The sequence below is a fragment of the Planobispora longispora genome (assembly GCF_016863135.1).
Classification (GTDB): Bacteria; Actinomycetota; Actinomycetes; order Streptosporangiales; family Streptosporangiaceae; genus Planobispora; species Planobispora longispora.
Genome location: NZ_BOOH01000045.1, coordinates 113,671 through 137,355, shown reverse-complemented (window position 1 = coordinate 137,355; position 23,685 = coordinate 113,671). Strand labels below are relative to the sequence as shown.

Sequence of the window (23,685 nt, the reverse complement as noted above, 5' to 3'; positions counted from 1 at the left end):
GCCGGGCCGAGGTGCGCCCCACCGCATCGCGTACGGATGTCGTCAGAGGTCATGGCGCGGCCCCGGCGAGCTGGGCGTGAAGGCGCTTGCACTCGTGGACGAAGCGGATCGTCCGGCGGCTGCGCGCGAACCCGGCGACGACCGGGATCTCCCCGCGCGCGCCGGTCCAGCGCGCCACGTCGGCGGCGAAGGCGACGAGCTCGGCGTGGGTCGCGGTGATGCGCCGTCCCTCGCCCGGCAGCATCCCGGGCAGCAGAGCGCGCAGGATGCGCCACACCTCGTGGTGGCCGCCGGCGTCGGCCAGCTCGGTCAGGGCCGCGATGGCGGGGCGGGTCTCCCGCCAGGTGCGGCGCAGCACCAGCGCGAGCTGGCGGCCGATCGCCTCGGCGGGCAGCTCACCCCTCGCGGCCATGCTCAGGACCAGCGGGATCATGCCGGGAACGCCGCCGGCCAGGAGGAAGGCGAGGATCACCGCCGTGGACTCGCCCATCGGGCCCTGGGTGATCTCCAGGCTGGTGATCTCCGGGGGCGTCACCCACGTGCCCCAGCGGCCGCGCAGCAGGAAGGGCAGGAAGTTGACGGCCACGACCTCGCGGTGTGAGGGCAGCATGGCGGGCCACGCCCCGAGCGTGCCGCCGTACTCGTCGGCCGTCCAGTCGGACGGCTGGCGCAGCAGCACCTCGTCGATCAGCCGATGGCCGGTCGGGGCCGTCACCCGCAGCACCGGCTGCAGCCTGACCTCGGTGAAGTGCTCCGGTTCGCCGTCGCCGAACTCGACCATGGACGCGCCGACCATGTGGCGCCACACGTGGCCGCACTCGGGGTCGGCCATGCCGTCGCCGGCGAGCCAGCGGGCGGCCGAGCGCGCCGCCTCCGAGGCGACCTCGGCGGCCCGGTCGGCCGCGGCCCGGTGGCTGCCCCGGGGCAACCGCAGCAGCGCCTGCGCCAGGTCGGCCGGGGGCGGCTCCACTCCGGCGGCGGCGCAGGTCTCCAGCCGGTCGACCAGCACGTCGGGGTCGAGGTGGCCGCTCATCCAGGTCGGCGTGGCCAGCAGCACGGGCGGCAGGGTGCCGTCGCGGAGGGCCTCGGCGAGTTCCGCGTAGCGGTGCAGCAGGAAATCGTGGGGCGGGGAGACGCGATTGGGGTGGGGCAGCCGGTTGCGCCGCCGCCACTCGTCGTGCTCGGGCAGCTCCCTGGGCATGAAGGAACGCAGCCGGGGCGGGACGAAGACGACGGTCACCTGCACGAGCGGCTCGTCCGGGTCCGGCGGGGGCACCTGCTTCCCCGCCCGCATCGCCGCGATCCGGGCGGGGGCCACACCGAGCTCGGCCATGCGCTCGTAGGCGCGCTCGAGGACGAAGAACGGCATGGCCTCCACGGAGTCGTCGTACAGGACGCCGGGCCTCGTCCGCAGCCGATGGGGGCGATGCGGCAGTTCGTCGTCCCAGCCGTCCTCGTCCTCGTTCTTCTCGCCGTCGCCGCCGTAAGACGAGGGCTGCTCGGCGTCGGCGGGGGAGCCGTTCAGGTGGATCCGGCCGCCGGCGAAGGGGATCTGCCGGTCGCCCTCGCAGGCCACCGCCCCGTCCGGGCCGTCGTCGCTGGTCCAGGTGATGAAGAAGGCGCGCAGCGGGGCGTCGTCGTCGAGGTAGCGGCCGGGCCGGTAGCCGCCGACCACCGTGATCCCCCGGGGCTCCGGCTCCGGGTCGGGCTCCTCGCCACGGGTGAGGACGCGTACTCCCACGGAGTGGTTCGCGCCGTCCCAGAACTTCTCCGGCCCGATCGGCGGCAGCTCCGGCACGCTCCCGGGAGTGACGAGCTCGGCGGACAGCGCCGACTGCCAGTCGTCGGGGTCGGTGCGCACCTCCCTGGACCTCCAGTAGCCCCGGTCCTGCTCGACGTGGGGCTCGAGCCTGCGGCGCAGTTCCGCCCGGTCGTCGGCGATCCCGGCGACGAAGGCCGCCAGCCAGCGCTCCTGGTCGATCCAGCGCTCGTGGTGGTAGGGGAAGATCGACGGCTCGGGGAACCGTCTCGCCTCCGGCGGTTCGGGCAGCGGCGGGAACTCCTTCCGCTCCAGCAGCTCCTCGATCGGGACCTCCCCGCCGAACCGCTCGGCCAGTTTCGCGCCCAGGCCGGTGGGGAGGTGGTGGACGCCGTCCAGGATCGCCCCGGTGTGGTCGGCGAACAGGCCGGCGTATTTCAGGGTCAGCTCGACCGCGCGGTTGCGCACGTCGAAGGACTTGTGCGCGTACGCCGTGGTCAGCGCGGTCACGAAGTCGGCGGCCACCTCGGGATCGGCCCGGATCGCCTGGTCGAGCCAGCGCAGGCCCCTGGCGGCGAACTTGGCCTCGTCCCGGAAGGTGAGCGCGTCGACCGCCTCGACCAGGTCGGCGTGGTCGAGCGGCATCGCCCTCCGCACCTGCTCGGCGGCCAGCTCGGCGACCGTGCCCGGAGCCGACGGCAACAACCGCAGGTAGTCGCGCAGGCGGGGCGCGGACTCCGCGGGCGTGGGGTCGAGGAGCATGTGCAGCCGGACGAAGAATCGCAGGTCCTGCGCCTCGCCGCCGCGCAGGAAACGGCTCACGCAACCGTCGAGCGCCTGTTCCCTGGGCAGCTCGCGGGCGGCGGCGGCCAGCCAGCGGGTCGGCCGGGGCTCCAGCCGTTCGTCACGGAGGGCGCGGCCCGCGCCGTCGGCGTCGAAGACGCGGGGCAGCAGCACGGGGGTCAGCGGGTCACCGGCCACGCTCGGCGCGGTCAGCCAGGCGGCCACCAGCGGGTCGTGGTCGGGCGGCACGGCGCCGGACTCGCGCAGCAGCGCCACGGCCAGCGGCGCGATGCGGTCGGCGGGACGGCGCACCCGCCGGGCCAGCCGGACCGCGACATCGCGACGCCACTCCGGGGGGCGGGCGGCCGCCACCCGGCACACCTGGGCGACGTTGGGATCCCCGGCCCAGCGGCGGTTGACGTCGCGGCCGGTCATCCACTTCACCGCGGCCGCCGGGCCGGTGATGACGCCGACACCGGTCAGCAGCAGCGCGTCGGCCAGTTCGTCGAGCAGGTCGCCGACCTCCCAGGAGGCCATCTCCTCGAAGTCGTCGGGATGCTCGGCGCGAACCTGCTCGGTGCGGACACGGCGCAGCTCCTTGACGAGGTCGGGCAACCGCCCGCCCAGCTCGGCGCGCTCCTCCTCGGTGAGTGTGACCAGCCGGTCGGCCAGGCGGATGACCTGGTTGCGAGTGATCAGATCGCAGATCTCCGTCCAGAGGGTCATCGGGAGACCTCCGCGGCGCCCGCGTCGACGAGCCCGGGCGCCGTGGCCGGTCGCGGGGTGAGCGGCATGCCGACCATGTCGGCATCGTTCGAGGAGGGCGCGGCGTACGTGGACGCCCGCGTCGCTGAAGTCATGGCCGGGACATTAGATCGCCACACCGACAAACCGGCGTGGCGGATGCCGGGATCCGATCATCGCTCGCGGTCGAGATGGAGGTCGAATCCCTCGGCGGCGAGTTCGGTCAGGAAGGCGACGGGGTCCACCAGCTGCTCGATGTGCCGGACGCCCGCGGGCAGGGCGGGCAGGCGGCGGATGAGCAGCGCGGCGGTGCGCCCGGTGGCGCGGCTCTGCAGCCGTCCGCTGAAGGCGGCCCGCACCGTGCCGGCCTGGACCGTCACGGCGAACCCGTCGCCGCCGAGATGGATCTTCCCCAGCGCTCTGATCAGCAGGGCGCGGACCTCGGGGCGGCACAACAGGCCGGCGACGGGGGGCCGGCGGGCCGCGGCGATCAGACTCGTGGTGAGACGGGAGCCCAGGCACAACCCCGTGCTCGCGGAGGCCGTGCCGAGAGTGCCGGGCAGCGTGTACTGGTCGGAGAACGGGAAGCGGTGGACGGTGCGATCGCCGTACGGCGCCGGGAAGCGCATCGTCCACGAGCCGTCGAGCCGGCCCAGCCCGTCCAGGGTCCAGGCGATCGCCGCCGGGCCGTGGTGTTCTCCGGAGCCGAGCAGCGCGCCGATGCGCAGGTCCCGGGCCGGTGAACGCTCGGCGCAGATCCGGGCCAGCAGGTTGGTGACGCCGGGGACGAGGCCGACGCTGAGGGCGGCCGTCGCGCCGCGCTCCACGGCCAGACCGTCGAGCTCCTGGATCTCGGCGAGCACGTGCCGGGAGGCCGACACGTCCACGTAGCCGATTCCGCGCTCCAGGCAGGCGCGGGCCACGACGGCGTTGCCGGATTCGACGCACATGAGCACGGTGTCCACGCCTTCCAGCGCCCTGTCCAGGCCGGCGGGGTCGGAGGCGTCCACGCGCATCGCGGTGGTCCCCGGGACGGGGCGGGCCCGGCCGGGATCGCGTCCGGCCACGATCACCGTCATGCCCGGACGTCCGGTGAGCGCGGCCGCGGCCTCGCGGCCGACCGCGCCGTATCCGCCGATGATCAGGATGGTGCTCATCGCTGGAGTGCTCCTCGCCGCTGGACGGGGGCGGTCGCGGTGTCCGCGCGGTGACGGGTGAACATGGTCAGGGCGCACAGGACCCCGAGGACCGCGAGACCGGCCGCGACGGCGAATCCGATCCGCAGCCCGTCGGCGAGCGCGCCGGTGGTGCCTCCGTGGGAGGCGGTCCACGCCGCCGAGGCCATGAGCGCACCGGTGACGCCGAGCGAGGCGCCCAGCCGCTGGGCGGTGTTGAGCAGTCCGGAGGCGGTTCCCCTCTGCTCTTCCGGTGCGGCGCGTACGGCGGAGGCGGTGGAGCCGACGAACACCGCCGGCAGCCCCACGGCGAAGGCGACACTGGAGGGAAGGACGGCGGTGAGGAACCCGGCGCCCGGGTGCAGGAACGCCGCGTATCCGGCCAGGCCGAGCGCGAGCAGGCCCATGCCGGCGGCCAGCACGGCGCGCGTCCCGAAACGCCCCGCCGCCCAGGGCACCACGGTGCGGGCGGTCACCATGTTGACCGCCGCGATGGGCAGGACCGCGAACCCGGCGGCGATCGCGGAATAGCCCATGGCCTCCTGCAGCATCAGCGACAGCAGCACGAACGCCGGGACGTGGGCGGCGCCCACCAGGGCGTTGGCCACGGTGCCGGCGCCCACCTCCCGCCGCCGCAGCAGCGCGGGCGGCAGGATCGGCTGCGGGTGGCGCCGCTGGTGGGCCCGGAAGGCGACCGCGAGCACCACGGTGACGGCGGTCGCCGCGCCGGTGAGCGCGTCCCAGCCCCGGGTGGGGAGCTCGGAGGCGACGAACACCATGGCGAGCAGGCTTCCGGTGCCGGTGAGCGCGCCCAGCAGATCGAAGCGCGGCCCGCCGGTTCCGCCGCGCGCGGCCGGCGGCCGGTCCGCGGGGAGCAGACGAGGGCTCGCGGCCAGTGCCGCCAGACCGATGGGGACGTTGATCAGGAAGATCCACGGCCAGCCGGCCGTCTCGGTGAGGATCCCGCCCAGCGCCACGCCGGAGCCGGCGCCGGCGGCCGCCATGGCGCTCCACACTCCGAACGCGCGGCGGTAGGCGGCGGGCTCGGTGAAGATCGCTGAGAGCAGCGCCAGCTCGGCCGGGACCACGAGTGCCGCGCCGACGCCCTGTACGGCGCGGCCCGCGAGCAGCGTGCCGGCGTCGGGTGCGAGGCCGCACAGCAGGGACCCCGCGGTGAACAGGGCGATGCCGGCCTGGAACATCCGGCGCCGGCCGAATACGTCGGCGGCACGCCCGCCTGCCAGCTGGAAGCCGCCGAACGTCAGCTGGTAGGCGTTGACCACCCAGGCGAGGCCCGTATCCGCCAGAGCCAGAGCCGCGCCCATGGCCGGAAGGGCGACATTGACGATCGACACCTCGAGGAACACCACGAGTTCGACCGAGGTGAGCAGGAGGAGAGCCGCGAGGGCGCCTGGGCCCCAAGTTTTTGTAGTCACACTCCAATAATGTTTTTAGAGTGGCGCTATAGTCAAGTCATGGACGAAACACCACGACGTGCGGGCGGGCGGGGCTCGGGGAAAGAGGACGGCCGGGCCGCTCGGGCCCGGGTCACCCGAGCTCGCATCATCGCGGCGGCCACCGGGCTGTTCGCCACGACCGGCTACACCGCCACGAGCATCGCCGCCATCGCGGCCAAGGCCGAGGTGAGCGAGCAGACCGTCTACTACGCCTTCGGCACCAAGCGAGCCATCCTCACCACCGCCCTCGACCTGGCCGTCGCGGGCGACGACGAGCCCGTCCCCACGCTCGAGCGGTCCTGGGTCCGCGACGCGCTCGACGACCCCGAGCCGCTCGGGCAGATCCGCCGCCAGGTCGCCGGGGCCGGGGACATCTACCTGCGCGTCGCGCCGCTGCTGGACGTCGTGCGCAGCGCCTCCACGACCGATCCCGATCTGGCCGAGGTCTGGACCGCCAACATCCGGCAGCGGCTGGCCGTGCAACGCGTCTTCGCCGAGGCGCTGGCCCGCAAGACGGTCCTGCGCGACGGCCTCTCCGCCGACGACGCCGCCGACATCGCCCTGACGGTCCTGTCGCCTGAGACGTACAACCTGCTGGTCCGCGACCGCGGCTGGGACCACTCGCGATGGCAGGCGTGGGCCGTCGACGCGCTCACGCGCCTGCTCACGGAGCTGTGATCTCCGCCGGCGATCTCCTCAGGGATCTCCGCCAGCCTCGGACGGGCCCGCGGCGGTTCGAATCTTCCGGCGATGGCCGGTAACTTCCGGGGACCCCGGACCACTTCCTCCTGTCAGCAGTTTCCGGGACACGTGAGGGGTCGGAGCGGTGACGGGCGATCGAGAGCGCTTCACCACCATCTACGACGAATGCCGGCAACGCGTCTGGGCCTACGCGGTCAGCCGCGCCGGTCGGCAGGTGGCCGACGAGGTCGTGAGCGAGACGTTCGCCATCGCCTGGCGCAAGTTCGACCAGGTGCCGCAGAACGCCCTGCCATGGCTGCTGGGTGTGGCGCGCAACGTGCTGCGCGACACCATCAGGGCCGAGGTCAGGCGGGAGGGGGTCCGGCGTGAGATGCGCGAGTGGATCACCGGCGACGTGGCCGACCAGGTGGCCGAGCGCCTGGGCGTCCTCAAGGCCATGGCCGGGCTCACCCAGGACGAACGGGAGATTCTCATCCTCGTCGCCTGGCAGGGCCTGAGCCCGAGAGACGCCGCCAAGGTGCTCGGCTGCTCGGCGCCCACCTTCCGGGTCAGGCTGCACCGGGCGAGGAAACGCCTGCAGGCCGAGCTCGAATCGCCGACGCCGTCCCAGACCCGGCTTGTGGAGGAGTTGTCATGAATGCTATGGAAGAACTGCGGGCCGCCCGCCCGGCCCATCTGGCCGATGGGCCGATCGACCCGCGGACCCGGCAGACCGAGCTGGCCCACGCCTTCGCCCAGCCCAGGCAGTCGCCGCGGCGCGGCGGAAAGCCGCTGACCTGGGGCCTGGGCCTGGCGGGCGCGGCGGCGGCCGTGACCGCGGTCGTGCTGGTCGGCGCTCCGGCCCAGGGGCCGACGCCCGTCGTGTCCCCGACGGCATCGGGTGCGGCGACGCGCCCGGTCACCCTCTCGGCGAAGGAGGTGTTGCTCGTGGCCGCGACCAGCGCGGAGCGCCAGCCCGCCGCCACCGGCGACTACTGGCACGTTTCCAGCCGCTCCCGCAGTCTCCAGCCGGTCAACGAGGGTTTCGTGATCTCCATAGAGCAGGAGAGCGAGAGCTGGGTGGGCGCGGGGGAGCAGTGGGGCTCCGGCCGTACCCTGGCGGTCAAGCCCGCGACGGACGCCGACCGGGCGGTCTGGGAGAAGGCGGGTTCGCCGCGTGAGCTGACCTTCGCGGGCCGCAAGAGGATCCCGATCAAGGAGAGCGGCGGGAAGCCGTACACCGGTCACACGAAGAGCGAGGAGATCTTCTGGCTCGGCCGCAACGTCACCATGGCCGACGTGCGGAACCTGCCGACCGAGCCGGAGGCGCTCAAGGCCGACCTGCTCCGTTTCTACGAGGGCAGGGACACCGAGTCCGACGCCCCGATGGCGGAGGACGCCTGGCTGTTCCGGGTGACCGAGGGGCTGATCACCGACATGCCGGTGAGCCCGGAGGTGCGCGCGGCGGCCTTCCGGATGCTGGCGGGCCTGCCGTCGGTCATCTCACTCGGCCAGGTCACCGACGCCGCCGGGCGCACGGGCACCGCGATCGCGATCGCCGGCGCCTCGCAGCCCAAGCCCGGTGACACCGAGGAGGGTGTGGTCCAGGTACGGCTGATCATCGACGAGCGGTCCGGCCGAGCGCTGGCGCGCGAGAGCGTGGTCGTCGAGCCGGGCGGCATGCAGGCCGGACTGGAGCCGGGGACGGTGTGGAACACCACCACCATCCTCGAGGCGGGCTGGACCGGCGAGCACCCGTAGCCGCGCGGCGGAGCAGGTGGTTCATGCCGGGCCGCCCGCTGCGGCGGTCGCGCAGACCGGCCGGGTGCGGCGCAGGTAGGACCAGGCGGCCACCGCCAGGGTCATGCCGTACACGGCGAAGGCGCCGAGCCCGATCCAGGTCACCAGCAGGGCGTCTCCCGGGGTGGGGAAGTCTCCCCGGGAGACGTTCACCGCGCCTGCGGTGCCGAGCGCGGCGTAGACGAGTCCGATCGTCCCGTAGGGGGCGAGCGTGGCGGTGCCGACCAGCGCGGGGGTCAGCGGCAGCCAGCGCGGTACCCGCCGGCCGCGCAGGGCGAGCGTCCACCGGGGGAAGGTCTGCCCCCAGGGCCGTACCAGGCCGACGATGAGGAACGCCCCGAGCGCGGCCAGCAGCACGGTGGCGTCGATGCCCCAGCGCTCAAGAGTGAGCACCATCCCGGAGGCGCCGTTGCGCTCCATCGTCGCCAGCGCCTGCGCCCCGCTGACGCCGGCGAAGGTCCCGCCCAGCGCCCAGGTCGTCTTCATGGCCGCATACGGCAGGAACGCCGCGGCGCCCACGTAGGCCAGCACGCGCACGCGCGGGGGAGCGGGGGTGGGTTCCGGCCTGATCCGCGCGGTGCGGGAGGAATGGACGGCGCCGCATCGCGGGCAGGCGCCGGAGGAGCGGTGGGCGCGTTCTCACCCATGACCCGGCCACCGGGGCGCTGCGGTGACGCATGATGTGCTCGCCATGCTCCCGCACGCTATGCGGGGGACCCTGTGGTGAAGCTGAGACGGACTGAGAGGGCGCACAGCGGTCAGGGGGCCCGAGCCGCAACCGGCGTCCAGGATCCGGCGGCCGGCTCAACTACTCCCTGAGCCGGAACGCCGCCCGCGCCCACCCGTCAGGCGGGACGCGGAGCGGCATCGGCCTGCGCCGAGTCCCACCAGGAGGTCGGAGACGGCGAACCAGGCTGTCGAAGGCCGGCAGGTAGGCGGCGCCGCCCGAACTCCGGACGATCATCCGCCACCAGGCGATGTCGGCGGCGCCGTGCGGGGCCAGATCCTCGTCTTCCGCGCCGTAGCGGGCCGACGCCGGTCGCCGCGGCGGGCGCCATTGCGCCGGCCGGTCAGATGGGGGACGGCGCTGGTCGGGCTTGTGCCGGTGCGCAGGGAGTGGATGCTCGCCACGGTCCGAGGACGCTGGAGGTCGCCAGGGGTGTGCCAGTGCACGTGGTCGGCCCAGTGCAGGCGTTCGAACAGGCGGATGAGGGCGGCCGAGGGGTCGATCCGGCGCCGGCCGCGACCGTGGCGGGCGCAGCTGGGCTGGCTGTGGTGGCCGTTGTTCCAGCTCTCTCCGAAGGACAGCACCGCCAGCGGCCACAGGTTGGTCGAGCGGTCGTGCTTGCGGGTGGCGTGGGGCCGGTTGCCGATCATGTGGCACAGGGAGTTGACGCTCCAGGTGACATGTTGCAACAGGGCGATACGGACTAGGCCGGCCCACAACAATGCGGTCAGCCCGCCGTACAGGCTGCCGCTGATCGCCCATCCGGCCGCGAACGGCAGGAGCAGGGAGGCGGCGCACAGGGCGGGGAAGGCACGCGCGATGCGTACCATCATCGGGTCGCCGAGCAGGTCGGGGGCGTAACGCTCGGCGGGGACGTGCCGGTCGGTGAACAACCAGCCCAGGTGGGCGTGGGCCAGGCCGCGCAGCTGCCCGCCGAGGTGGGCGCCGTGGCGGTGGGGCGAGTGCGGGTCGCCGGGGCGGTCGGTGAAGGCGTGATGGCGGCGGTGCACGGCGACCCAGTCGATGAGGTTGCCCTGGAAGCTCATGGATCCGGCCACCGCCAGGGTGGCACGCAGCCAGGGGCGGGCGGTGAAGGAGCGGTGGGTCAGCAGCCGGTGGAAGCCGACCGTGACCCCGAACCCGGTCACGATGTAGAAGACGACGGCCAGCAGCAGGTCGGTCAGGGTGATCCCGTTGCCCCAGGCCAGCCAGACGCCGGCGGCCAGCGCCAGGAACGGGGTCAGCACGATCGCGGTTGTCAGCGCCACCTGTCCGGTGTGGACGGCGGGGCGCGGCGCGGCCTGCGGGAACGGTGAGCGCCCGTCGTAGGCTTCGGCATGGGAGTGAGGGCGCATCTGATCACGCCTCCATCGGCATGCTGCGATCCAGGCCGGTGATGTGCAGGATCCGGGACACGCACGGACTCGGCGCGGTCAGGATGAGGGTGATGCCTCGCGCCCGGGCACGGCGCTGGATGCCGATCAGCATGCCCAGCCCGGAGGCGTCGCAGAACGACACCTCCGACAGGTCGAGGATGAACAGGTTGGTGCTGTAGCGCAGGGCACTCAGCAGACGGCGACGAAGTGCCGGGCGGGTGAGAATATCGATCTCCCCGGACAGGCGGATGACGGTGGGAGCCGATGAGCCGCCCCTGCTGGGCGGGGAGGCGGTGGTGACGGTGGTGACGGTGGTGACGGTCATGGGATTCTCCGATCGGAGAAAAGGAAGCGGAAGAAGTGAGGCGACTGCCGGCCGGCCGTCGGATCGCGACACCGGCGCCGTTCGAGCCGGCTGCCTGGTCAGGCTCGGGAAGTCAGGGCGTGGCCGAGTGATCGGCGCGGTGTCCGCCCTCGTTCTCCCGGCAGGCGGGGCCGTCGTCGTCCAGAGCGCCGACGTCCGGTACGGCGGAGCGTCGCGCGAGGGTGGAGACGGGGATGCCGGCCGGCCGGAGGCCGGGCGTGCCTGCGGCGGCGACCGGCGGTGTGAGATGAGAGAGCAGCATTGGCGTCATGGTTGTGATCGCCTGGCCTATCCAGGTCCTTCAGCGGACCTCGAACGGTCTATCGCCGTGGGCGACGCCGACCTGAATGCCAACGTGCGAGATGTCCTCGGTAATCTCCAACCTACCTCATTCGGGGGAGATCTTCCGGGGAACGGCGTGGCTCCGGATGCGGGAACCCGGCGACAGCCTGCGGAAACAGGGTTTCAGCCAGCCGCGGCGGCATGAATGCATTTCCGGGACCACGCCTGGTTTCTGTGCGGTTCGGCGATGCTGCGGTGTCAGGCTCCTGACCGATGCCGGCTGCGTTCGGAGCCGTCGCGCCGGCTCGGTGTCGATCGCCTGCCCCGTGCGCTTATCGGTTGAATTATCCGCTCAAGTTGCCCGGATCACGCTTTGGTAGGGGCAACTGTCGTAATTTTTCCGGATGCCACCCCGGAGGGGATGTAAGGAAGGGGTAGGGTGGAATCGAGTTCAGGGAATCCGCTCTGCTGTGGTGTTGCTGCTCTCGTCGCGCGAGCCGGTGTCGCTGAGCCGCCGGGGTGTTCGCAGGGGTCGGCGCCGGTGGATGTGTCGCCGGTTGGAGCATGGCAGGGGACGATCGGCGGGTCGAGCCGGGAGGCCACGATGAGCGAGCCCAGTGATGCCGACATCCGAGCCATGATGCTCGTGATGATCCGCAGGGCGGGTGGCGTAGTGGAGATCGGCAACGCCGAGCTGTATGACGCGATGATGCCCGAGGGGGGCAGTTCCACCGCTCGGTTCACGGTGAGGGAAACCTCTTCCGGTATCAGGCTGACGTGTACGGATCCCCTCGGAAAAAGATGATCTGAACGAGGCGGCCCGCTCGGCTTCTCTGGCGGTGAGATCCGGAAAGCTCAGGAAGGCTCGTCGCCGCCGCCGATGGCCGTCGCCGCACCCAGGCCGGTGGGCGGCATGACGGGTCGCAGCCAGTCGAGCCGGCGGGCGAGCTGTCTGGCGCTGCCGATGACGGCGGTGACGTGGGCGGGTCGGTCACCGACACGCCACAGGAGCGACCAGGGGTAGTGCGCCACGGGCTCGATCAGAGGCCGCCAGACGGTGCCCGGCTGGCCGGAGGTGCGAGAGGAGACGGGGAGGCAGAGCACACAGCGGTGCTGGAGCACGAGGTCGGCGGCGGCGCGGGTGCTCTCGACGGTCCCCTCATAGACGTTGGGGGCGAAACCGGCCGTACGGCATAGCTCGATGACGAACTGGTTGAACTCCGGTGATCGGGTTTCCTCGCCGAAAAGGAGCAGTTCGCCGGACAGCGCGGCGACGGGCACCCCCTCCTGGGCGGCGAAGCGGTGGTCGGCGGGGACCAGCACACCGAGCGGGTCGAGCCGGATCACCTCGGAGGCGATTTCGGGAGGCGTCTGGGAGGCGCGCCCGATCCCGATGTCCAGACGTCCGTCGGCCAACTGCCGATACTGATCGGGAGTGCCGGCTTCGACCTGGTGAATCGTCAGGTCCGGAAAGCGCCGCTGGACATCGCGCAGGATCTGCGGCATGGAATCGTAGGCGGCGTCGACGATGCCGGCCCGGAGCGTGCGCGGGGTGGCGGCGACGTTGCGTGCGGTATGCACCGCCCGGCCCACGTGATCGAGGATCTGACGTGCCTCGACGAGGAAGGCGGCGCCGGCCGGGGTGAGCTCGACATGGTGGGTGCTGCGATTCAGCAGGCGCGTCCCGAGCTCGCGTTCGAGTCGCTGTATCTGCTGGCTCAACGCCGACTGCACGATGTGCTCGCGGATTGCCGCCCGGCCGAAGTGCAACTCTTCCGCCAGAGTCACGAAATAGCGGAGTTGGCGCAGTTCCATGCCCGCCACCCCTTCCCCACCGGGCGGCGCCGATGCGGACCGTCTGGTTCCACCATAGGTCCTCGCGGCCGCCGGGCCACGATACGGTGGCGAACCCATCCGAACAGTGGCGAGCCCATCCGAACGCTGGAGAACTCATCTCATTCGGATGCGCCGGACCGGCGGCTTTCCATGCGGTGGGGGTCGGGCCAGCGTACGGCCTCGGCCCAGCCGAGCCGTTCGAGGAGACGGATGAACCCGGCAGAAGGGTCGATCTGATGGCGGTCCATGCCGTGGCGGGCGCATGTGGGCTCGCTGTGGTGGCCGTTGTGCCAGCTCTCCCCGAACGACAACAGGGCCAGCGGCCACAGGTTCGTCGCCCGATCATGACGGCGGGTTCTGAACGGCCGGCTGCCCATGACGTGGCAGAGGGAGTTGACGCTCCAGGTGATGTGCTGCAGCAGGGCGACGCGGATCAGTCCGGCCCACAGGAACGTGGTCAGCCCGCCGTACAGGCTTCCGCTGATCGCCCAACCGGCCAGGAACGGCAGTGCCAGGGATCCGGCGGACAGGGCGGGAAAGGCGCGTGCCACCTTGACCATCGCCGGATCGGCGAGCAGATCGGGAGCGTACCGGGCGGCCGGAGTCGGATCACCGGTGAACATCCAGCCGAGATGCGCGTGGGCGAGCCCTCGCAGCTGCCCGCGCAGGCTGGTGCCGTACCGGTAAGGGGAGTGGGGATCACCCGGGCGATCGGTGAAGGCGTGATGGCGGCGGTGGATCGCCACCCAGTCGACGACGTTGCCCTGGAAGCTCATCGACCCGGCGATCGCCAGCGCCACCCGCAGCCACGGTCGGGCGGTGAAGGAACCATGGGTGAGCAGCCGGTGGAACCCGACGGTCACTCCCAGCCCGGTGACCACGTAGAGGACTCCGGCCAGCAGCAGATCGTGGAGCGCGAGCCCGTTGCCCCACGCCAGCCAGACGCCTGCACCCAGCGCGGCCAACGGTATGACGACGAGAGCCGCCGTCAGCCCGATCTGGAACCTGCTCGCCGTGAAATCGTGCACGGCCTCGGGGAAGGGGGAGTCGCCGTCGTAGTCCGCGCGGCGTTTTATCGCCTCGGGGGAGAGGGTCATGAGTTTCTTTCTGTCTCGGTCATGCGATCCGTCCGTGTACGTAACACCAGCGCCAGGTCGTATTCGGTTCCAGCGAGACGACCACCGCGTGGTCGGTCTCCTCGTAGTGCTTCCTCGCGTGGCCGCCCGGTGAATCGTCGGAACACGCCACCCAGCCGCAGGTCAGGCAAGCCCACAGGCTCGTCCAGGTCAGTCCCCGGGCCAGGCACTGCGCGCATTCCGGCGGTCCGTGCTCGGCGGCCGGAACCGTGTCCAGGTGGTCACAGCACGCGCTCTTCCCATTCAGGCTTCCGCGTGCCGGGATGTCGGCGCCTTGTGCACCCAGTTGTATATCCAGGGTCATCACGACCCTCTCATCGACAGCGGTGCGAGTTGCACCGGCTGGTTCCCCTTGAGTCAATGCGATGGGCGGACCAGTGGAAACGTCTGATTTGAGCAAACCTCATCATCTATTGCGATTGCCGAGCCCGGCATCCGGTCGTCTCCCGGGAATCGGTCCTCTGACTGATCACGCTCCGGAGGCCTCGGTGGGATCTCGCCGGCGGAAGCCCGCGACGCGGCTGGGCAGGGCGACCGGTGCCGTCCCGCGACGTGGCGGCACAATCCGGGTCGACTGGTTCCGCCACGCCGATGCCCGTGTACTCACCCCGGTCTTCGCGGAGAATGCCATGACCGCCGTCGGCGTCACGCCACGATCGGGAAGCGGCGGTTCAGGCCGGCGATGCACAGCAGCCGGGCGATACTCGGCGGAAGGCCGGTCAGGGCCAGCGTGATGCCCCGTGCCCGGGCGCGGCTTTGCACGTCGATCATCAAGCCGAGCCCGCCGGCCCCGCAGAAGGTGACCCGGGACAGGTCCAGGACGAGCAGGTCGGTGCTGTTGTCGAGAGCGTTCAGCAGCCGCCGGCGCAGTTGAGTCGTGGTGAGGATGTCGATGTCTCCCGACAGGTGCACGAGGGTCGGTGCCGGGGCGTTCGCTCTGCCGAGCGCGGCGGTGTCGATGACGGCCATGGAAGATCTCCTGTTCGGAGAAGCTGATATGAGACCCGACGCCTGCCGGCCGGAGATCGGATCGCCGTCAGAACGGACGGTGCCGGAACCGCTCGATCCGGCCGGCAGGCGGTACGGTGACCTCACGCCGGTCCCGACGGTCGGTCGCCTGGAGGGGGCGCCTCCTGCGCGATGACCGATCCGCCTTCGTTCTCCCAGCGGGCCGGGCTGTCGGCGGTCCGCACGCCGAACGCGGGATCGGGTGACGGGCTCGGCAGGGTGAGGATGTCCTCGGCGGTCAGGCCGGTGGTGTCCCGGACGGTGAACGTGAGCATGGTCTGGGCGGCGCCGACGGCGGTGTCGGGCGGGATGACCAGCAAGACGACCGGCTCGCCGGCGGCGAAGATGAGAGTGATCACGTGCGGGTCGGCGTGGCGGAACCAGCCGATGCGGACCTGCCTGCCGCGTGCCGGGATGCGGCGAGGGATGCTCTGCCACGCGTCCTGGTGCACGCCTACCCGCAGCGTGGTCCGGCCCAGCCGCTGGTCGACGGCGGCGATGAGATCGGGCAGCTCGGCCGCCGCGTCGCGGGAATAGGGCCACCAGGCCCCGTCTATCGCCGCTCGCCGATTCGGCACCGGGGGGAGAGCGAGCCGCAATGCGGAATCGACCCGGGGGATCGCAGATGAGACAGAGCTGAGCGGTGTGCGGTGAGAGAGTTGAGAAAGAAGTGTCGGCGTCATGGTCGCCTGGCCCGTCCGGGCCCCCTTCAAAAAGGAGGCCGGTGGTGGTTCACCGGAGGGCGGCGCCGACTTGAGTGTCAACGCTCAAAAAGCCCTCGGTTTCTTTAGCCTACCTCACGGTTTCCGGAATTCCCGATTCCGGAAGGAGGATGCTCGATTAGCTTCCGGAAATACCCTGTACCTGCGGGTGCCGAGAATCCGCCCGCGCAGGCCGGAGTGCTGGAGTGAACGATGCGCTACACGATGTCGGTGTCGTGTGGGCTCGGGCTCCTCACCGCGGCCGAGGGTCTTGAGGACCTCCAGACCGATCGTGATGACGAGCGCGGGGCCGATCGTCCTGCGCAAGGGCAGCCATAGCCGAGGAGGCCCGGTCGGCGAGGCCATGGACAGCAAGGCATCGACAGCGGCGCCGAGCACGAAGGCGGCTGCGGCCAACACCCAGCGGGCCGGGGCCGCTCGCCGAACACGTTTCCGGAAATCACTCCATCAGGCTGTTTCCGGAAATCATGAGGTACGGTGGAGATACCGAGGACACTTCGTGCGTTGGCGCTCAGGTCGGCGTCGCCCCCGGCGAACCACCGCTACGGCCCCGTTCGCAGGGGTCTGGACAGGTCAGGCGACTATGACGCCAACGCTTCCTTCGCAGCTGACGCCGCCGGGGACCGTTTCCGCCGGGCTCCATCAAGGCGATTCCCCGCTGCGGCTCAGCCTCCCCTCGGTGCTGAATCGAAGAGCGGCGGTGGACGGAGCCTGGTGGCCCTACTCCTGTGACGCGACCGCCGAACTGCCCGGGCTCATCGTCGCCGTCGACCGGCTGCTCGACCGTGCCACGGTCCGGGTCGGCGTGCACCAGGACGTGTGGGAACGCATCCCGCACCGCATCCCGGCACGCGAGCGGGCCATCCGGGTCGGCTGGTTCCGCTACGCCGACTCCCGTGTGATCACTCTGATCTTCGCGGCCGCTGAGCCGATCGTCTTGCTGGTCATCCCGCCGGGCACCGCCGTCGGCTCCGCTGAGGCCATCCTCAAGCTCACCGCCCAGGACACCACCGGCTTGACTCCCGACGACATCCTTCCCATCGCGCACCTGCCAACCGACTTCCTTCCCCGCGCGATGGCCGCCGACAGCTTGGCCCGTTGGAAGAACGGAGGAGGGCCGGCCACCGCTGGGCAGGACGCCCTGTCCTCCGCCAGGCCGCCGTCGGCGTGACCCACATGCCGCCTGCCGGCCGGATCGAGCGGTTCAGATACCGCCCATTTCGGCGGCGGATCGATCTCCGGTCGGCAGGCATCCACTCTCGTTTCATCCGCGCAGCCAGAGCGTCGGCCGGTGATCACGCGCTGCACGCCTTGGAGCCGCGGGGGCCTATACCGCCGTGGCCTGTTACGGCGTCGCCATGCCGCGGTCTGCGCACCCCGGCGCCGAGGACGTCCGCGTGCCGTCTCCTCCGTCCGCCTGCTTGATGGTGCGCAGTGAATGGAGCTCTCCACCCGGAGAGTGCACCTGTTCGGCCTCGCCGAGCATCCCGCCGGGGACGCGGTGCTCAGTTTCCGCGGCGCCGGCCGTCATATCGGTGTGAGGTCCGGCGGTCGGCGCCGGCGAGCGATATCGGCGACAGGGAGTAGCTCATATGACATCAGGAAGCCCGGGCGGTACGGAGGGGCTGGCACCCGAGGCGCACGCGCCGGGAGGCGTCCGGCCGTGCGGTGTCACCGCCGACCGGTACCGCAGCCTGGCCGCAGCCTTCACCGCGAAGCTGGAAGGCGTCGGCGCGGACGAGTGGGGCGACCCGACGCCATGTACCGACTGGTCGGTGAGAGACCTCGTGGGGCACGTGGTGGCGATGCACGAAGTCCACCTGTTCCAGGTGGACCGCCGGCCGCTCGCCCGCCCGGGCGTCGACCGGGATCCGCTCGGCGCCTTCGCGGTGATCCGCGATCAGGTGCAGGCCGACCTCGACGACCGGGGGCGGGCGGAGGAGATGTACACCGGTCGGTTCGGCCGGTGGACCTTCGCCGAGGGCATCGATCGATCGATATGCACCGAGCTCGTCGTCCACGGATGGGACCTGGCCCGCGCCACCGGCCAGGACGACCGGATCGACCCGGTGGAGATCCAGCAGGTCTGGGCCACGCTCAGGATCATCGGGCATGACGTCGTGCGGGGCATGATGGCGGGCCCCGAGGTGGAGGTCGGTCCGGACGCCGACGAGCAGGCACGCCTGCTGGCCTACCTCGGGCGGCGGTGATGACCGCCCACGATGCGCCGGCCGCCGCGCCGGCGGTACCGGATCGCCCGCGCAGGGCCACCGTACGGGAGTGGCTCGGCCTGGCCGTGCTGTGCCTGCCGACCATGCTCGCGGCGGTCGACGTCAACATAACGTTCCTGGCGTTGCCGCACCTGAGCGCGGACCTCGGCGCAAGCGGCACCGAGCAGCTCTGGATATCGGACGTCTACGGCTTCCTCATCGCCGGCCTGCTGATCACGGCGGGCAACCTCGGCGACCGGATCGGGCGGCGGACCGTGCTGCTCGGCGGTGCGGCGCTGTTCCTCGTCGCGTCGATCGCGGCGGCGTACGCCGTCTCGCCGGGCATGCTGATGGGCGCACGGGCGGTGCTCGGCATCGCGGGCGCCACCCTGATCCCGTCGGTCCTGGCGCTGCTGCGCGAGATGTTCAAGGACCCGAGGCAGATGGGCGCGGCCATGGGCGTGTGGGGCACCTCGCTGATGGCCGGCATGGTGCTCGGCCCGGTGCTCGGCGGCCTGCTGCTCAAGTCGTTCTGGTGGGGATCGATCTTCCTCATGGCGGTGCCGGTCATGGCGCTGCTGCTGCTGACAGCGCCGTTCCTGGTGCCGGATTCCCGCGACCCGGCCGCGCGACGGCTGGATCTCGTCAGCGTGGTGCTGTCGGTGGCGGCGGTGCTGCCGTTCATCTACGGACTCAAGACCCTGGCGCGCGGCGGTTGGGAGACGGCGCCGGCGGCGGCGTCGGCCGCCGGTCTCCTGCTCGGGGCGGTGTTCGTCCTGCGGCAGCGCCGCGTCACCAACCCGCTGCTGGACCTCAGCCTGTTCGGCACCCGGGCGCTGTCGGCCACGCTGGTGCTCGCGCTGCTCATCGCGTTCGTGATGGGCGGGGTCGGCCTGATGGGAACGCTGTACCTGCAACTGGTCGCCGGCCTCTCGCCGTACGAGACCGGATTGTGGCTGCTGCTGCCGTCGGCGGTCATGATCATCGTCGGGAACGCCGCGCCCGCGCTCGCCCGCAAGGTACGCCCCGCCTCCATCCTCATGACCGGGTCGATCATCGCCGCGGCCGGCATGGTCGTGCTCACCCGGGTACCCGACACCTCCGGCCTCGCGGTGCTGCTCGCCGGGATCACGGTCGTGTACGCCGGCGGCGCGTCGGTCGGCCCGATGGCGCCGTTCCTGGTGATGTCGTCGGCGCCGCCGCAGAAGGCGGGAGCCGCCGGCTCGCTGGCGTCGACCGCCGGCGAACTGGGCGTCGCGCTCGGCGTGGCGATCCTCGGCGTCATCGGCAGCGCCGCCTACCGGAGCCGGATCGACGTCCCCGACGGCGTGCCGGGAGACGTCGCGGCCGCGGCCCAGGACAACATCGCCGGTGCGGTCGCGGCCGTGCCCGCGCTGCCGGCCGATGCCGGCACCGCGTTGCTGGCCTCGGCGCGAGCGGCGTTCACCGATGGACTGCATATCATCGCGATCGTGTCGGTCGTCATCTTCCTCGCGCTCGCGGTGGTCGCGCGGATCGGTCTCGGGCATCTGCCGTCCCTCGGCGACATGCCGATGCCGGGCCTGCCGGCGGAGTCCGGCCAGACGGTGGAGGACCGCCGGTGAACCCGGTGCAGGTGCTCGACGAGCCCGCGTTCAGCGGTCTGGTGCAGGCGCACCGGCACGAGTTGCGGGTGCACTGCTACCGGATGGTCGGGTCGTTCTCGGACTCCGAGGACCTGGTGCAGGAGGCCCTGCTGCGGGCCTGGCGCAAGCGTGACACCTTCCAGGGGAGATCGACCGCGCGGGCCTGGCTCTACCGCATCGCGACCAACGTGTGCCTCGACTTCCTCGACAGCGTCCAGCGCAGGCCGCGCGCCGGGGGCGTGACCGGCGCGCCGGCGGACGGATCGGCGGCGCGGTCACCGGACCTGGTTCCCTGGCTCGAGCCGTACCCGGACCTGCTGCTCGACCGGGCCGCGCCCCACGACGCCGAGCCCGACGCCGCGGTCATCGAGAAGGAGACGATCGAGCTGGCGTTCCTGATCGCCGTCCAGCACCTGCCGCCGAGGCAACGGGCCGTGCTCATCGTGCGCGACATCCTGGGCTGGCCGGCCGCGGACACCGCGGACATGCTCGGCCTCAGCGTCGCGTCGGTGAACAGCGCGCTGCCCCGGGCCCGCGCCACCCTGCGGTCCCACCTGCCGCCACGGCGGCTGGAGTGGGCGCCCGCCGCGGACCCGACGGAGGCCGAACGCACGCTCGTGCAGCGCTACCTGGCGCTGCTGGAGCGGGCCGACACCGGCGCCGTGGCGGAACTGCTCCACGAGGACATCCGCGTGACCATGCCGATGCCGCAGCCGTGCGAGTCCGGCACGCGGGAGACGCTGTGGGCCGGGCGTGAGGCGTTCACCGCGGCGCTCGCCGAGATCCTGGACCCGGCCGGACCGGGCTACCTGGGGCATTGGCGCCGGCTGCCGACCCGGGCCAACCGGCAGCCGGCGGTCGCGCACTACCTCCGCCGGCCGGGCGACACCCTGTACCGGGCACAGGTGCTGGAGGTGCTGCGGGTGGCCGAGGGCCGGATCGCGGAGATCACCTCGTTCGCCCCCGGCCTGTTCCCCGCCTTCGATCTCCCCGCCACCTGCTGAACCCCGTACCGCCTTCCACGTCAGCGGGGCCTGACGTGGAACAGGCCCTCCAGGCGATTGCACGACCCGCGCCATGGCGCGCCGTCTCCTGGCCGAACGGCCGAGACGTGCGGGTCCTTGATCGGCTCGATGGCCGATGCGGGCCGTACGGCGCGGTCGCGACGCTGGCCCCATGAGAAAGACCTCCGTGGCCACCGCCGTAACCGTCGCCCTGCTCGCCTCGTCCGGAGGCGCGGGCGCCCTGGCCGCCTCCGGACCCCGGCCGTCCGGCCCGGACGGCGGGCTCGCCCGGTTCGAGCAACAGAAGATCACCTGGCACCGCTGCCAGGCCGACGCCCAGGACGAAATCGGCGCCCACCTGGACGCCGCCGGAGCGCGCTGCGCCGAGGTCACGGTTCCGCTGGACCACAGTCGCCCGGACGGGCCCACCGTCAAGGTCGCGATCTCCCGGCTGCAGGCCACCGACCCCGGGCGCCGGCGCGGAGCGCTGCTGATCAATCCCGGCGGCCCCGGCGACCCCGGAAGGGTCTACGCGCCGCTGCTCAAGGCGGCCGAGCCCACTCTGGCGGCCCGCTACGACCTGATCGGCATGGACCCCCGCTTCACCGGGCGCAGCACCCCGGTGAACTGCCAGTGGCCCATCGGCGACTACGTGCGCTCGACCGGCCACGACCGGCGCGGCTTCGGCCGGATCGCCGCACAGGCCGAGGACCTGGCCGCCCGCTGCGCGGGACAGCGGGAGCTGCTGCCGCACGCCTCGGCCCGCGCCACCGCCCGCGACATGGACGTCATCCGCGCCGCCCTGGGCGAGTCGAAGCTGTCCTATCTCGGCGGGTCGTACGGCACCTACCTGGGTGCGGTCTACATGCAACTGTTCCCCGCCCGCGTCGACCGGTTCGTCCTGGACAGCGCCCTGGATCCCGCGGCCGCCGGACCCGGCTACGCCCGCTCGATGGGGCCGTACCTGGCCGCGGCGCTGAAGGAGTGGGCCGGCTGGGCCGCCCGCCACCACGGCCGCTACCGCCTGGGCTCCACCACCGCCCGGGTGCTGGCCACCGTCAACCGCGTCGACCGGGCCGCGGCCCGTACCCCGCTGCGGATCGGCCGCCACCGGGTCGACACCCACGTCTTCCCGGCGATCCTGCTGCTCAGCCTGGGCCGGGACAGCGAGCAGGCCTACGCCGCCCTGGCCGCCGACCTCAAGATCCTCAACGACGCGGCCCGCGGAGCCGAGATCACCTCGGCCCCCTCCCTGGAGGAGGGACTGGCGTACCTGTCCTCACCGGAGACCGGCGGGGCCGGCAGCGCGCGGATGGCGATCACCTGCGCGGACGGGCCGGCTTCCCGCGATGCCGGCGCCTACTACCGCGACATCCGGGCCCACCGGGCCGACGAGCCCCTGTTCGGCCCGCTGACCCGCGCTATGAATCTCCCGTGCGCGTTCTGGCCGGCCTCTCCCGCCGAGCCTCCCACCCGGATCCGCAACGACGTCCCGGCCCTGATCGTCGGGGCCTCCGGCGACCCCAAGACCCCCTATCCGGGCCAGCGGGCGATGCGCCGGGCCCTGAGCGGCTCCCGCATGGTCACCGTGCGCGGCGCCTTCCGCCACCTGGTCTCCCGGGTGTTCACCGCCACCCCCGACGCCTGCGTCGACGACGCCGTCGGCCGCTATCTGCTCGACGGCGTCCTGCCCGCCGAAGACACCACCTGCCCCGGCGCCCCCACCCGATAACGGTCCGGGCTGAAGCCGCGGTGTGCTTTCCGCCCGGCGGCCGTCCCCGCGGCGCCGTCGCGGCCGACTCCGGTCAGCACGACCCCGAGAGCCGCCGGCCCGAAGGAGTCCGCCAGCGACGTCAGCAGCGCGTCGTGCGGACGATTCCCGGACGGCGCCAGCGGAGTGAGTGAGCAGGTCCGGTCCGGCAGGATCTCGAGTTGCACACGTGGCGGGCAGAACAGGATCCGGCCCGGCGAGACCGGCTCGCCGTCCACCGCCCACACCATGTCGTGACCTGTCCGTTTGGCCAGTATCCGCGGTAGCACGCTGGCCTGACCGCCCAAGTGGTGCTGCACCACCACCGCCGCGGGCAGATCCGGCGGCAGGTCCTTCAGCACCGCGGTGAACGCCTCCAGCCCCCCGGCCGACGCCACCAGCGCCACCACCTCGACGGCGGGCTGCGACTCGGGAATGTCCACGTGAACCTCACATGGCGCGACGATATGAACGCCAGCCCGAGCGAGTCCGACTCCGGCCACCTGCTTCCGTGCGAAGCGGGCCCGGCCACCCTGCCTCCACACCGACGGGCACTGTCTTCGATACCCGGGCGCACTGACGGCCTGCCACCGCACCGCGCCCCCGGCCAGAGGCGGGTTCCCGCCGGATCCCGCACAAGCCCTGACCGGCACCGGCATCCACTCCTACGGCACCGAAACGCCAGGCCGAGCCTCATGCGGAGAGTTCTGAAGCGGTACAGGGCAGTTCTGATCGTGCACCGGCACGTCACGGTCCGCCGGGGCGGCCTGGGGCCGGCCTCAGGAGCGACCGGCGTGCTCGCGGTGGCGTTCCCGATCGCGTTGCCGGGGCCGCAGCCGGGGCGCGAGCAGGTGGTCCAGGCCGAACCGGCCGGAACCGGCCGCGGCCAGCGCCAGGCTTCCCGCGCCGAGCGCCATGACCAGCTCGGCGCCGCCGGTATCGATGAACAGGCCCTTGCCTGCGTGGACGAACACGTAGGCGCCGAGCATGTCGAGGGCCAGCAGCAGACCGGCGACGGGCACCGCCAGGCCGATGATCAGTGCAGCGCCGGCCACCAGCTCCACCAGCGCGGCGAACCAGGCCGACAAGGTCGGCAGAGGTGCTCCGACCTGCTCGAAGAACGCCGCCGTGCCGGCGATGCCGTTGGTGGCGATTTTCTGCCAGCCGTGGGCGACGAACACCACGCCGAGGCCCAGACGGGCGAGCAGGAGCGCTGCATCCCGTATTGCGGTGGGCACCATGGCCC

Annotated in this window: 24 protein-coding genes; 9 read left to right on the top strand and 15 right to left on the bottom strand. The window is 72.1% G+C overall.

The genetic code is table 11. The features are described from left to right. Nucleotides 1–49: 49 nt before the first annotated feature. Genes Plo01_RS27225 through Plo01_RS27210 form a run of 4 tightly spaced genes read right to left on the bottom strand, consistent with a single transcriptional unit; the run spans nt 50 to nt 5,897 of the window. A complete protein-coding gene (locus Plo01_RS27225) occupies nt 50–3,268 on the bottom strand; it encodes a DUF7824 domain-containing protein (protein ID WP_203893536.1) in 3,219 nt (1,072 codons plus the stop codon). After that, the gene (locus Plo01_RS27220) at nt 3,265–3,402 is read right to left on the bottom strand and encodes a hypothetical protein (RefSeq protein WP_203893535.1); all 138 of its coding nucleotides are present in this window, start codon (nt 3,400–3,402) and stop codon (nt 3,265–3,267) included. Before Plo01_RS27220 ends, Plo01_RS27225 begins: the two co-directional genes overlap by 4 nt. A 57-nt stretch (nt 3,403–3,459) precedes the next feature. After that, nucleotides 3,460–4,443, bottom strand: a complete 984-nt coding sequence (locus tag Plo01_RS27215; RefSeq protein WP_203893534.1) for a saccharopine dehydrogenase NADP-binding domain-containing protein — start codon at nt 4,441–4,443, stop codon at nt 3,460–3,462. After that, complete coding sequence (locus Plo01_RS27210; protein WP_203893533.1) at nt 4,440–5,897, bottom strand: MFS transporter; 1,458 nt, start codon at nt 5,895–5,897, stop codon at nt 4,440–4,442. Before Plo01_RS27210 ends, Plo01_RS27215 begins: the two co-directional genes overlap by 4 nt. A 39-nt stretch (nt 5,898–5,936) precedes the next feature. Between Plo01_RS27210 and Plo01_RS27205 the strand changes: the two genes are divergently transcribed. From Plo01_RS27205 to Plo01_RS27195, 3 genes are all read left to right on the top strand, one after another. Next, a complete protein-coding gene (locus Plo01_RS27205) occupies nt 5,937–6,596 on the top strand; it encodes a TetR/AcrR family transcriptional regulator (protein ID WP_203893532.1) in 660 nt (219 codons plus the stop codon). Between the two features lie 148 nt (nt 6,597–6,744). Then, the gene (locus Plo01_RS27200) at nt 6,745–7,257 is read left to right on the top strand and encodes an RNA polymerase sigma factor (protein WP_239317144.1); all 513 of its coding nucleotides are present in this window, start codon (nt 6,745–6,747) and stop codon (nt 7,255–7,257) included. Continuing rightward, on the top strand, nt 7,254–8,360 hold the full coding sequence (locus Plo01_RS27195; protein ID WP_203893531.1) for a CU044_5270 family protein: 1,107 nt from the start codon (nt 7,254–7,256) through the stop codon (nt 8,358–8,360). Before Plo01_RS27200 ends, Plo01_RS27195 begins: the two co-directional genes overlap by 4 nt. A 21-nt stretch (nt 8,361–8,381) precedes the next feature. Here Plo01_RS27195 and Plo01_RS27190 read toward each other — a convergent pair whose 3' ends face one another. The 4 genes from Plo01_RS27190 to Plo01_RS27175 all read right to left on the bottom strand — a co-directional run bounded on the left by Plo01_RS27190 (nt 8,382) and on the right by Plo01_RS27175 (nt 11,128). Continuing rightward, a complete protein-coding gene (locus Plo01_RS27190; RefSeq protein WP_203893530.1) occupies nt 8,382–8,936 on the bottom strand; it encodes a hypothetical protein in 555 nt (184 codons plus the stop codon). A 423-nt stretch (nt 8,937–9,359) separates the two neighbouring features. Next, the gene (locus Plo01_RS27185; RefSeq protein WP_203893529.1) at nt 9,360–10,481 is read right to left on the bottom strand and encodes an acyl-CoA desaturase; all 1,122 of its coding nucleotides are present in this window, start codon (nt 10,479–10,481) and stop codon (nt 9,360–9,362) included. A 4-nt stretch (nt 10,482–10,485) separates the two neighbouring features. After that, nucleotides 10,486–10,827 carry an STAS domain-containing protein gene (locus Plo01_RS27180; protein WP_203893528.1) on the bottom strand — a complete coding sequence of 114 codons (342 nt, stop codon included), beginning with the start codon at nt 10,825–10,827 and terminating at the stop codon, nt 10,486–10,488. 112 nt (nt 10,828–10,939) lie between these two features. Beyond that, complete coding sequence (locus Plo01_RS27175) at nt 10,940–11,128, bottom strand: hypothetical protein (RefSeq protein WP_203893527.1); 189 nt, start codon at nt 11,126–11,128, stop codon at nt 10,940–10,942. 624 nt (nt 11,129–11,752) lie between these two features. Here Plo01_RS27175 and Plo01_RS27170 point away from each other — a divergent pair. Beyond that, nucleotides 11,753–11,953: a hypothetical protein gene (locus tag Plo01_RS27170; RefSeq protein ID WP_203893526.1), complete on the top strand. Its 201-nt coding sequence runs from the start codon at nt 11,753–11,755 to the stop codon at nt 11,951–11,953. A gap of 50 nt (nt 11,954–12,003) precedes the next feature. On the opposite strand, the gene Plo01_RS27165 is transcribed toward Plo01_RS27170, so the two are convergent. The 5 genes from Plo01_RS27165 to Plo01_RS27145 all read right to left on the bottom strand — a co-directional run bounded on the left by Plo01_RS27165 (nt 12,004) and on the right by Plo01_RS27145 (nt 15,811). Then, nucleotides 12,004–12,963, bottom strand: coding sequence for a LysR family transcriptional regulator (locus tag Plo01_RS27165; protein ID WP_203893525.1), 960 nt, complete (start codon nt 12,961–12,963; stop codon nt 12,004–12,006). 140 nt (nt 12,964–13,103) lie between these two features. After that, nucleotides 13,104–14,081: an acyl-CoA desaturase gene (locus tag Plo01_RS27160; RefSeq protein ID WP_203893524.1), complete on the bottom strand. Its 978-nt coding sequence runs from the start codon at nt 14,079–14,081 to the stop codon at nt 13,104–13,106. A gap of 19 nt (nt 14,082–14,100) precedes the next feature. Continuing rightward, nucleotides 14,101–14,424, bottom strand: a complete 324-nt coding sequence (locus tag Plo01_RS27155) for a UBP-type zinc finger domain-containing protein (RefSeq protein ID WP_203893610.1) — start codon at nt 14,422–14,424, stop codon at nt 14,101–14,103. Between the two features lie 341 nt (nt 14,425–14,765). After that, the gene (locus Plo01_RS27150; protein WP_203893523.1) at nt 14,766–15,089 is read right to left on the bottom strand and encodes an STAS domain-containing protein; all 324 of its coding nucleotides are present in this window, start codon (nt 15,087–15,089) and stop codon (nt 14,766–14,768) included. Between the two features lie 122 nt (nt 15,090–15,211). Further along, a complete protein-coding gene (locus Plo01_RS27145; protein WP_275415425.1) occupies nt 15,212–15,811 on the bottom strand; it encodes a DUF5994 family protein in 600 nt (199 codons plus the stop codon). Here Plo01_RS27145 and Plo01_RS41235 point away from each other — a divergent pair. From Plo01_RS41235 to Plo01_RS27120, 5 genes are all read left to right on the top strand, one after another. Further along, nucleotides 15,810–17,021 carry a DUF5994 family protein gene (locus tag Plo01_RS41235; protein ID WP_307837408.1) on the top strand — a complete coding sequence of 404 codons (1,212 nt, stop codon included), beginning with the start codon at nt 15,810–15,812 and terminating at the stop codon, nt 17,019–17,021. The two genes, Plo01_RS27145 and Plo01_RS41235, sit on opposite strands and share 2 nt — an antisense overlap. 421 nt (nt 17,022–17,442) lie before the next feature. After that, nucleotides 17,443–18,060 carry a TIGR03086 family metal-binding protein gene (locus Plo01_RS27135; RefSeq protein ID WP_203893520.1) on the top strand — a complete coding sequence of 206 codons (618 nt, stop codon included), beginning with the start codon at nt 17,443–17,445 and terminating at the stop codon, nt 18,058–18,060. Then, entirely contained in the window at nt 18,060–19,664 is a 1,605-nt protein-coding gene (locus Plo01_RS27130; RefSeq protein WP_203893519.1) for an MFS transporter, read from the top strand. The genes Plo01_RS27135 and Plo01_RS27130 overlap by 1 nt, the downstream gene beginning before the upstream one ends. Beyond that, nucleotides 19,661–20,689 (top strand): RNA polymerase subunit sigma-70, encoded by a 1,029-nt coding sequence (locus Plo01_RS27125; RefSeq protein WP_203893518.1) that lies wholly within the window; start codon nt 19,661–19,663, stop codon nt 20,687–20,689. Before Plo01_RS27130 ends, Plo01_RS27125 begins: the two co-directional genes overlap by 4 nt. Before the next feature lie 172 nt (nt 20,690–20,861). Next, nucleotides 20,862–22,421 carry an alpha/beta hydrolase gene (locus Plo01_RS27120; protein WP_203893517.1) on the top strand — a complete coding sequence of 520 codons (1,560 nt, stop codon included), beginning with the start codon at nt 20,862–20,864 and terminating at the stop codon, nt 22,419–22,421. Here Plo01_RS27120 and Plo01_RS27115 read toward each other — a convergent pair. Beyond that, the gene (locus Plo01_RS27115; RefSeq protein WP_203893516.1) at nt 22,358–22,882 is read right to left on the bottom strand and encodes a chemotaxis protein CheB; all 525 of its coding nucleotides are present in this window, start codon (nt 22,880–22,882) and stop codon (nt 22,358–22,360) included. The genes Plo01_RS27120 and Plo01_RS27115 overlap by 64 nt on opposite strands. Nucleotides 22,883–23,218: 336 nt before the next feature. Continuing rightward, complete coding sequence (locus tag Plo01_RS27110) at nt 23,219–23,680, bottom strand: DoxX family protein (RefSeq protein ID WP_203893515.1); 462 nt, start codon at nt 23,678–23,680, stop codon at nt 23,219–23,221. Nucleotides 23,681–23,685: the final 5 nt, after the last annotated feature.

Coding starts and splice junctions, on each gene's coding strand:
- Plo01_RS27225 (WP_203893536.1), bottom strand. CDS start 3,268: ATGACCCTCTGGACGGAGATCTGCGATCTGATCACTCGCAACCAGGTC.
- Plo01_RS27220 (WP_203893535.1), bottom strand. CDS start 3,402: ATGACTTCAGCGACGCGGGCGTCCACGTACGCCGCGCCCTCCTCGAAC.
- Plo01_RS27215 (WP_203893534.1), bottom strand. CDS start 4,443: ATGAGCACCATCCTGATCATCGGCGGATACGGCGCGGTCGGCCGCGAG.
- Plo01_RS27205 (WP_203893532.1), top strand. CDS start 5,937: ATGGACGAAACACCACGACGTGCGGGCGGGCGGGGCTCGGGGAAAGAG.
- Plo01_RS27195 (WP_203893531.1), top strand. CDS start 7,254: ATGAATGCTATGGAAGAACTGCGGGCCGCCCGCCCGGCCCATCTGGCC.
- Plo01_RS27185 (WP_203893529.1), bottom strand. CDS start 10,481: ATGCGCCCTCACTCCCATGCCGAAGCCTACGACGGGCGCTCACCGTTC.
- Plo01_RS27180 (WP_203893528.1), bottom strand. CDS start 10,827: ATGACCGTCACCACCGTCACCACCGTCACCACCGCCTCCCCGCCCAGC.
- Plo01_RS27175 (WP_203893527.1), bottom strand. CDS start 11,128: ATGCTGCTCTCTCATCTCACACCGCCGGTCGCCGCCGCAGGCACGCCC.
- Plo01_RS27170 (WP_203893526.1), top strand. CDS start 11,753: ATGAGCGAGCCCAGTGATGCCGACATCCGAGCCATGATGCTCGTGATG.
- Plo01_RS27165 (WP_203893525.1), bottom strand. CDS start 12,963: ATGGAACTGCGCCAACTCCGCTATTTCGTGACTCTGGCGGAAGAGTTG.
- Plo01_RS27160 (WP_203893524.1), bottom strand. CDS start 14,081: ATGACCCTCTCCCCCGAGGCGATAAAACGCCGCGCGGACTACGACGGC.
- Plo01_RS27155 (WP_203893610.1), bottom strand. CDS start 14,424: ATGACCCTGGATATACAACTGGGTGCACAAGGCGCCGACATCCCGGCA.
- Plo01_RS27150 (WP_203893523.1), bottom strand. CDS start 15,089: ATGGCCGTCATCGACACCGCCGCGCTCGGCAGAGCGAACGCCCCGGCA.
- Plo01_RS41235 (WP_307837408.1), top strand. CDS start 15,810: ATGGTCGCCTGGCCCGTCCGGGCCCCCTTCAAAAAGGAGGCCGGTGGT.
- Plo01_RS27145 (WP_275415425.1), bottom strand. CDS start 15,811: ATGACGCCGACACTTCTTTCTCAACTCTCTCACCGCACACCGCTCAGC.
- Plo01_RS27135 (WP_203893520.1), top strand. CDS start 17,443: ATGACATCAGGAAGCCCGGGCGGTACGGAGGGGCTGGCACCCGAGGCG.
- Plo01_RS27130 (WP_203893519.1), top strand. CDS start 18,060: ATGACCGCCCACGATGCGCCGGCCGCCGCGCCGGCGGTACCGGATCGC.
- Plo01_RS27120 (WP_203893517.1), top strand. CDS start 20,862: ATGAGAAAGACCTCCGTGGCCACCGCCGTAACCGTCGCCCTGCTCGCC.
- Plo01_RS27110 (WP_203893515.1), bottom strand. CDS start 23,680: ATGGTGCCCACCGCAATACGGGATGCAGCGCTCCTGCTCGCCCGTCTG.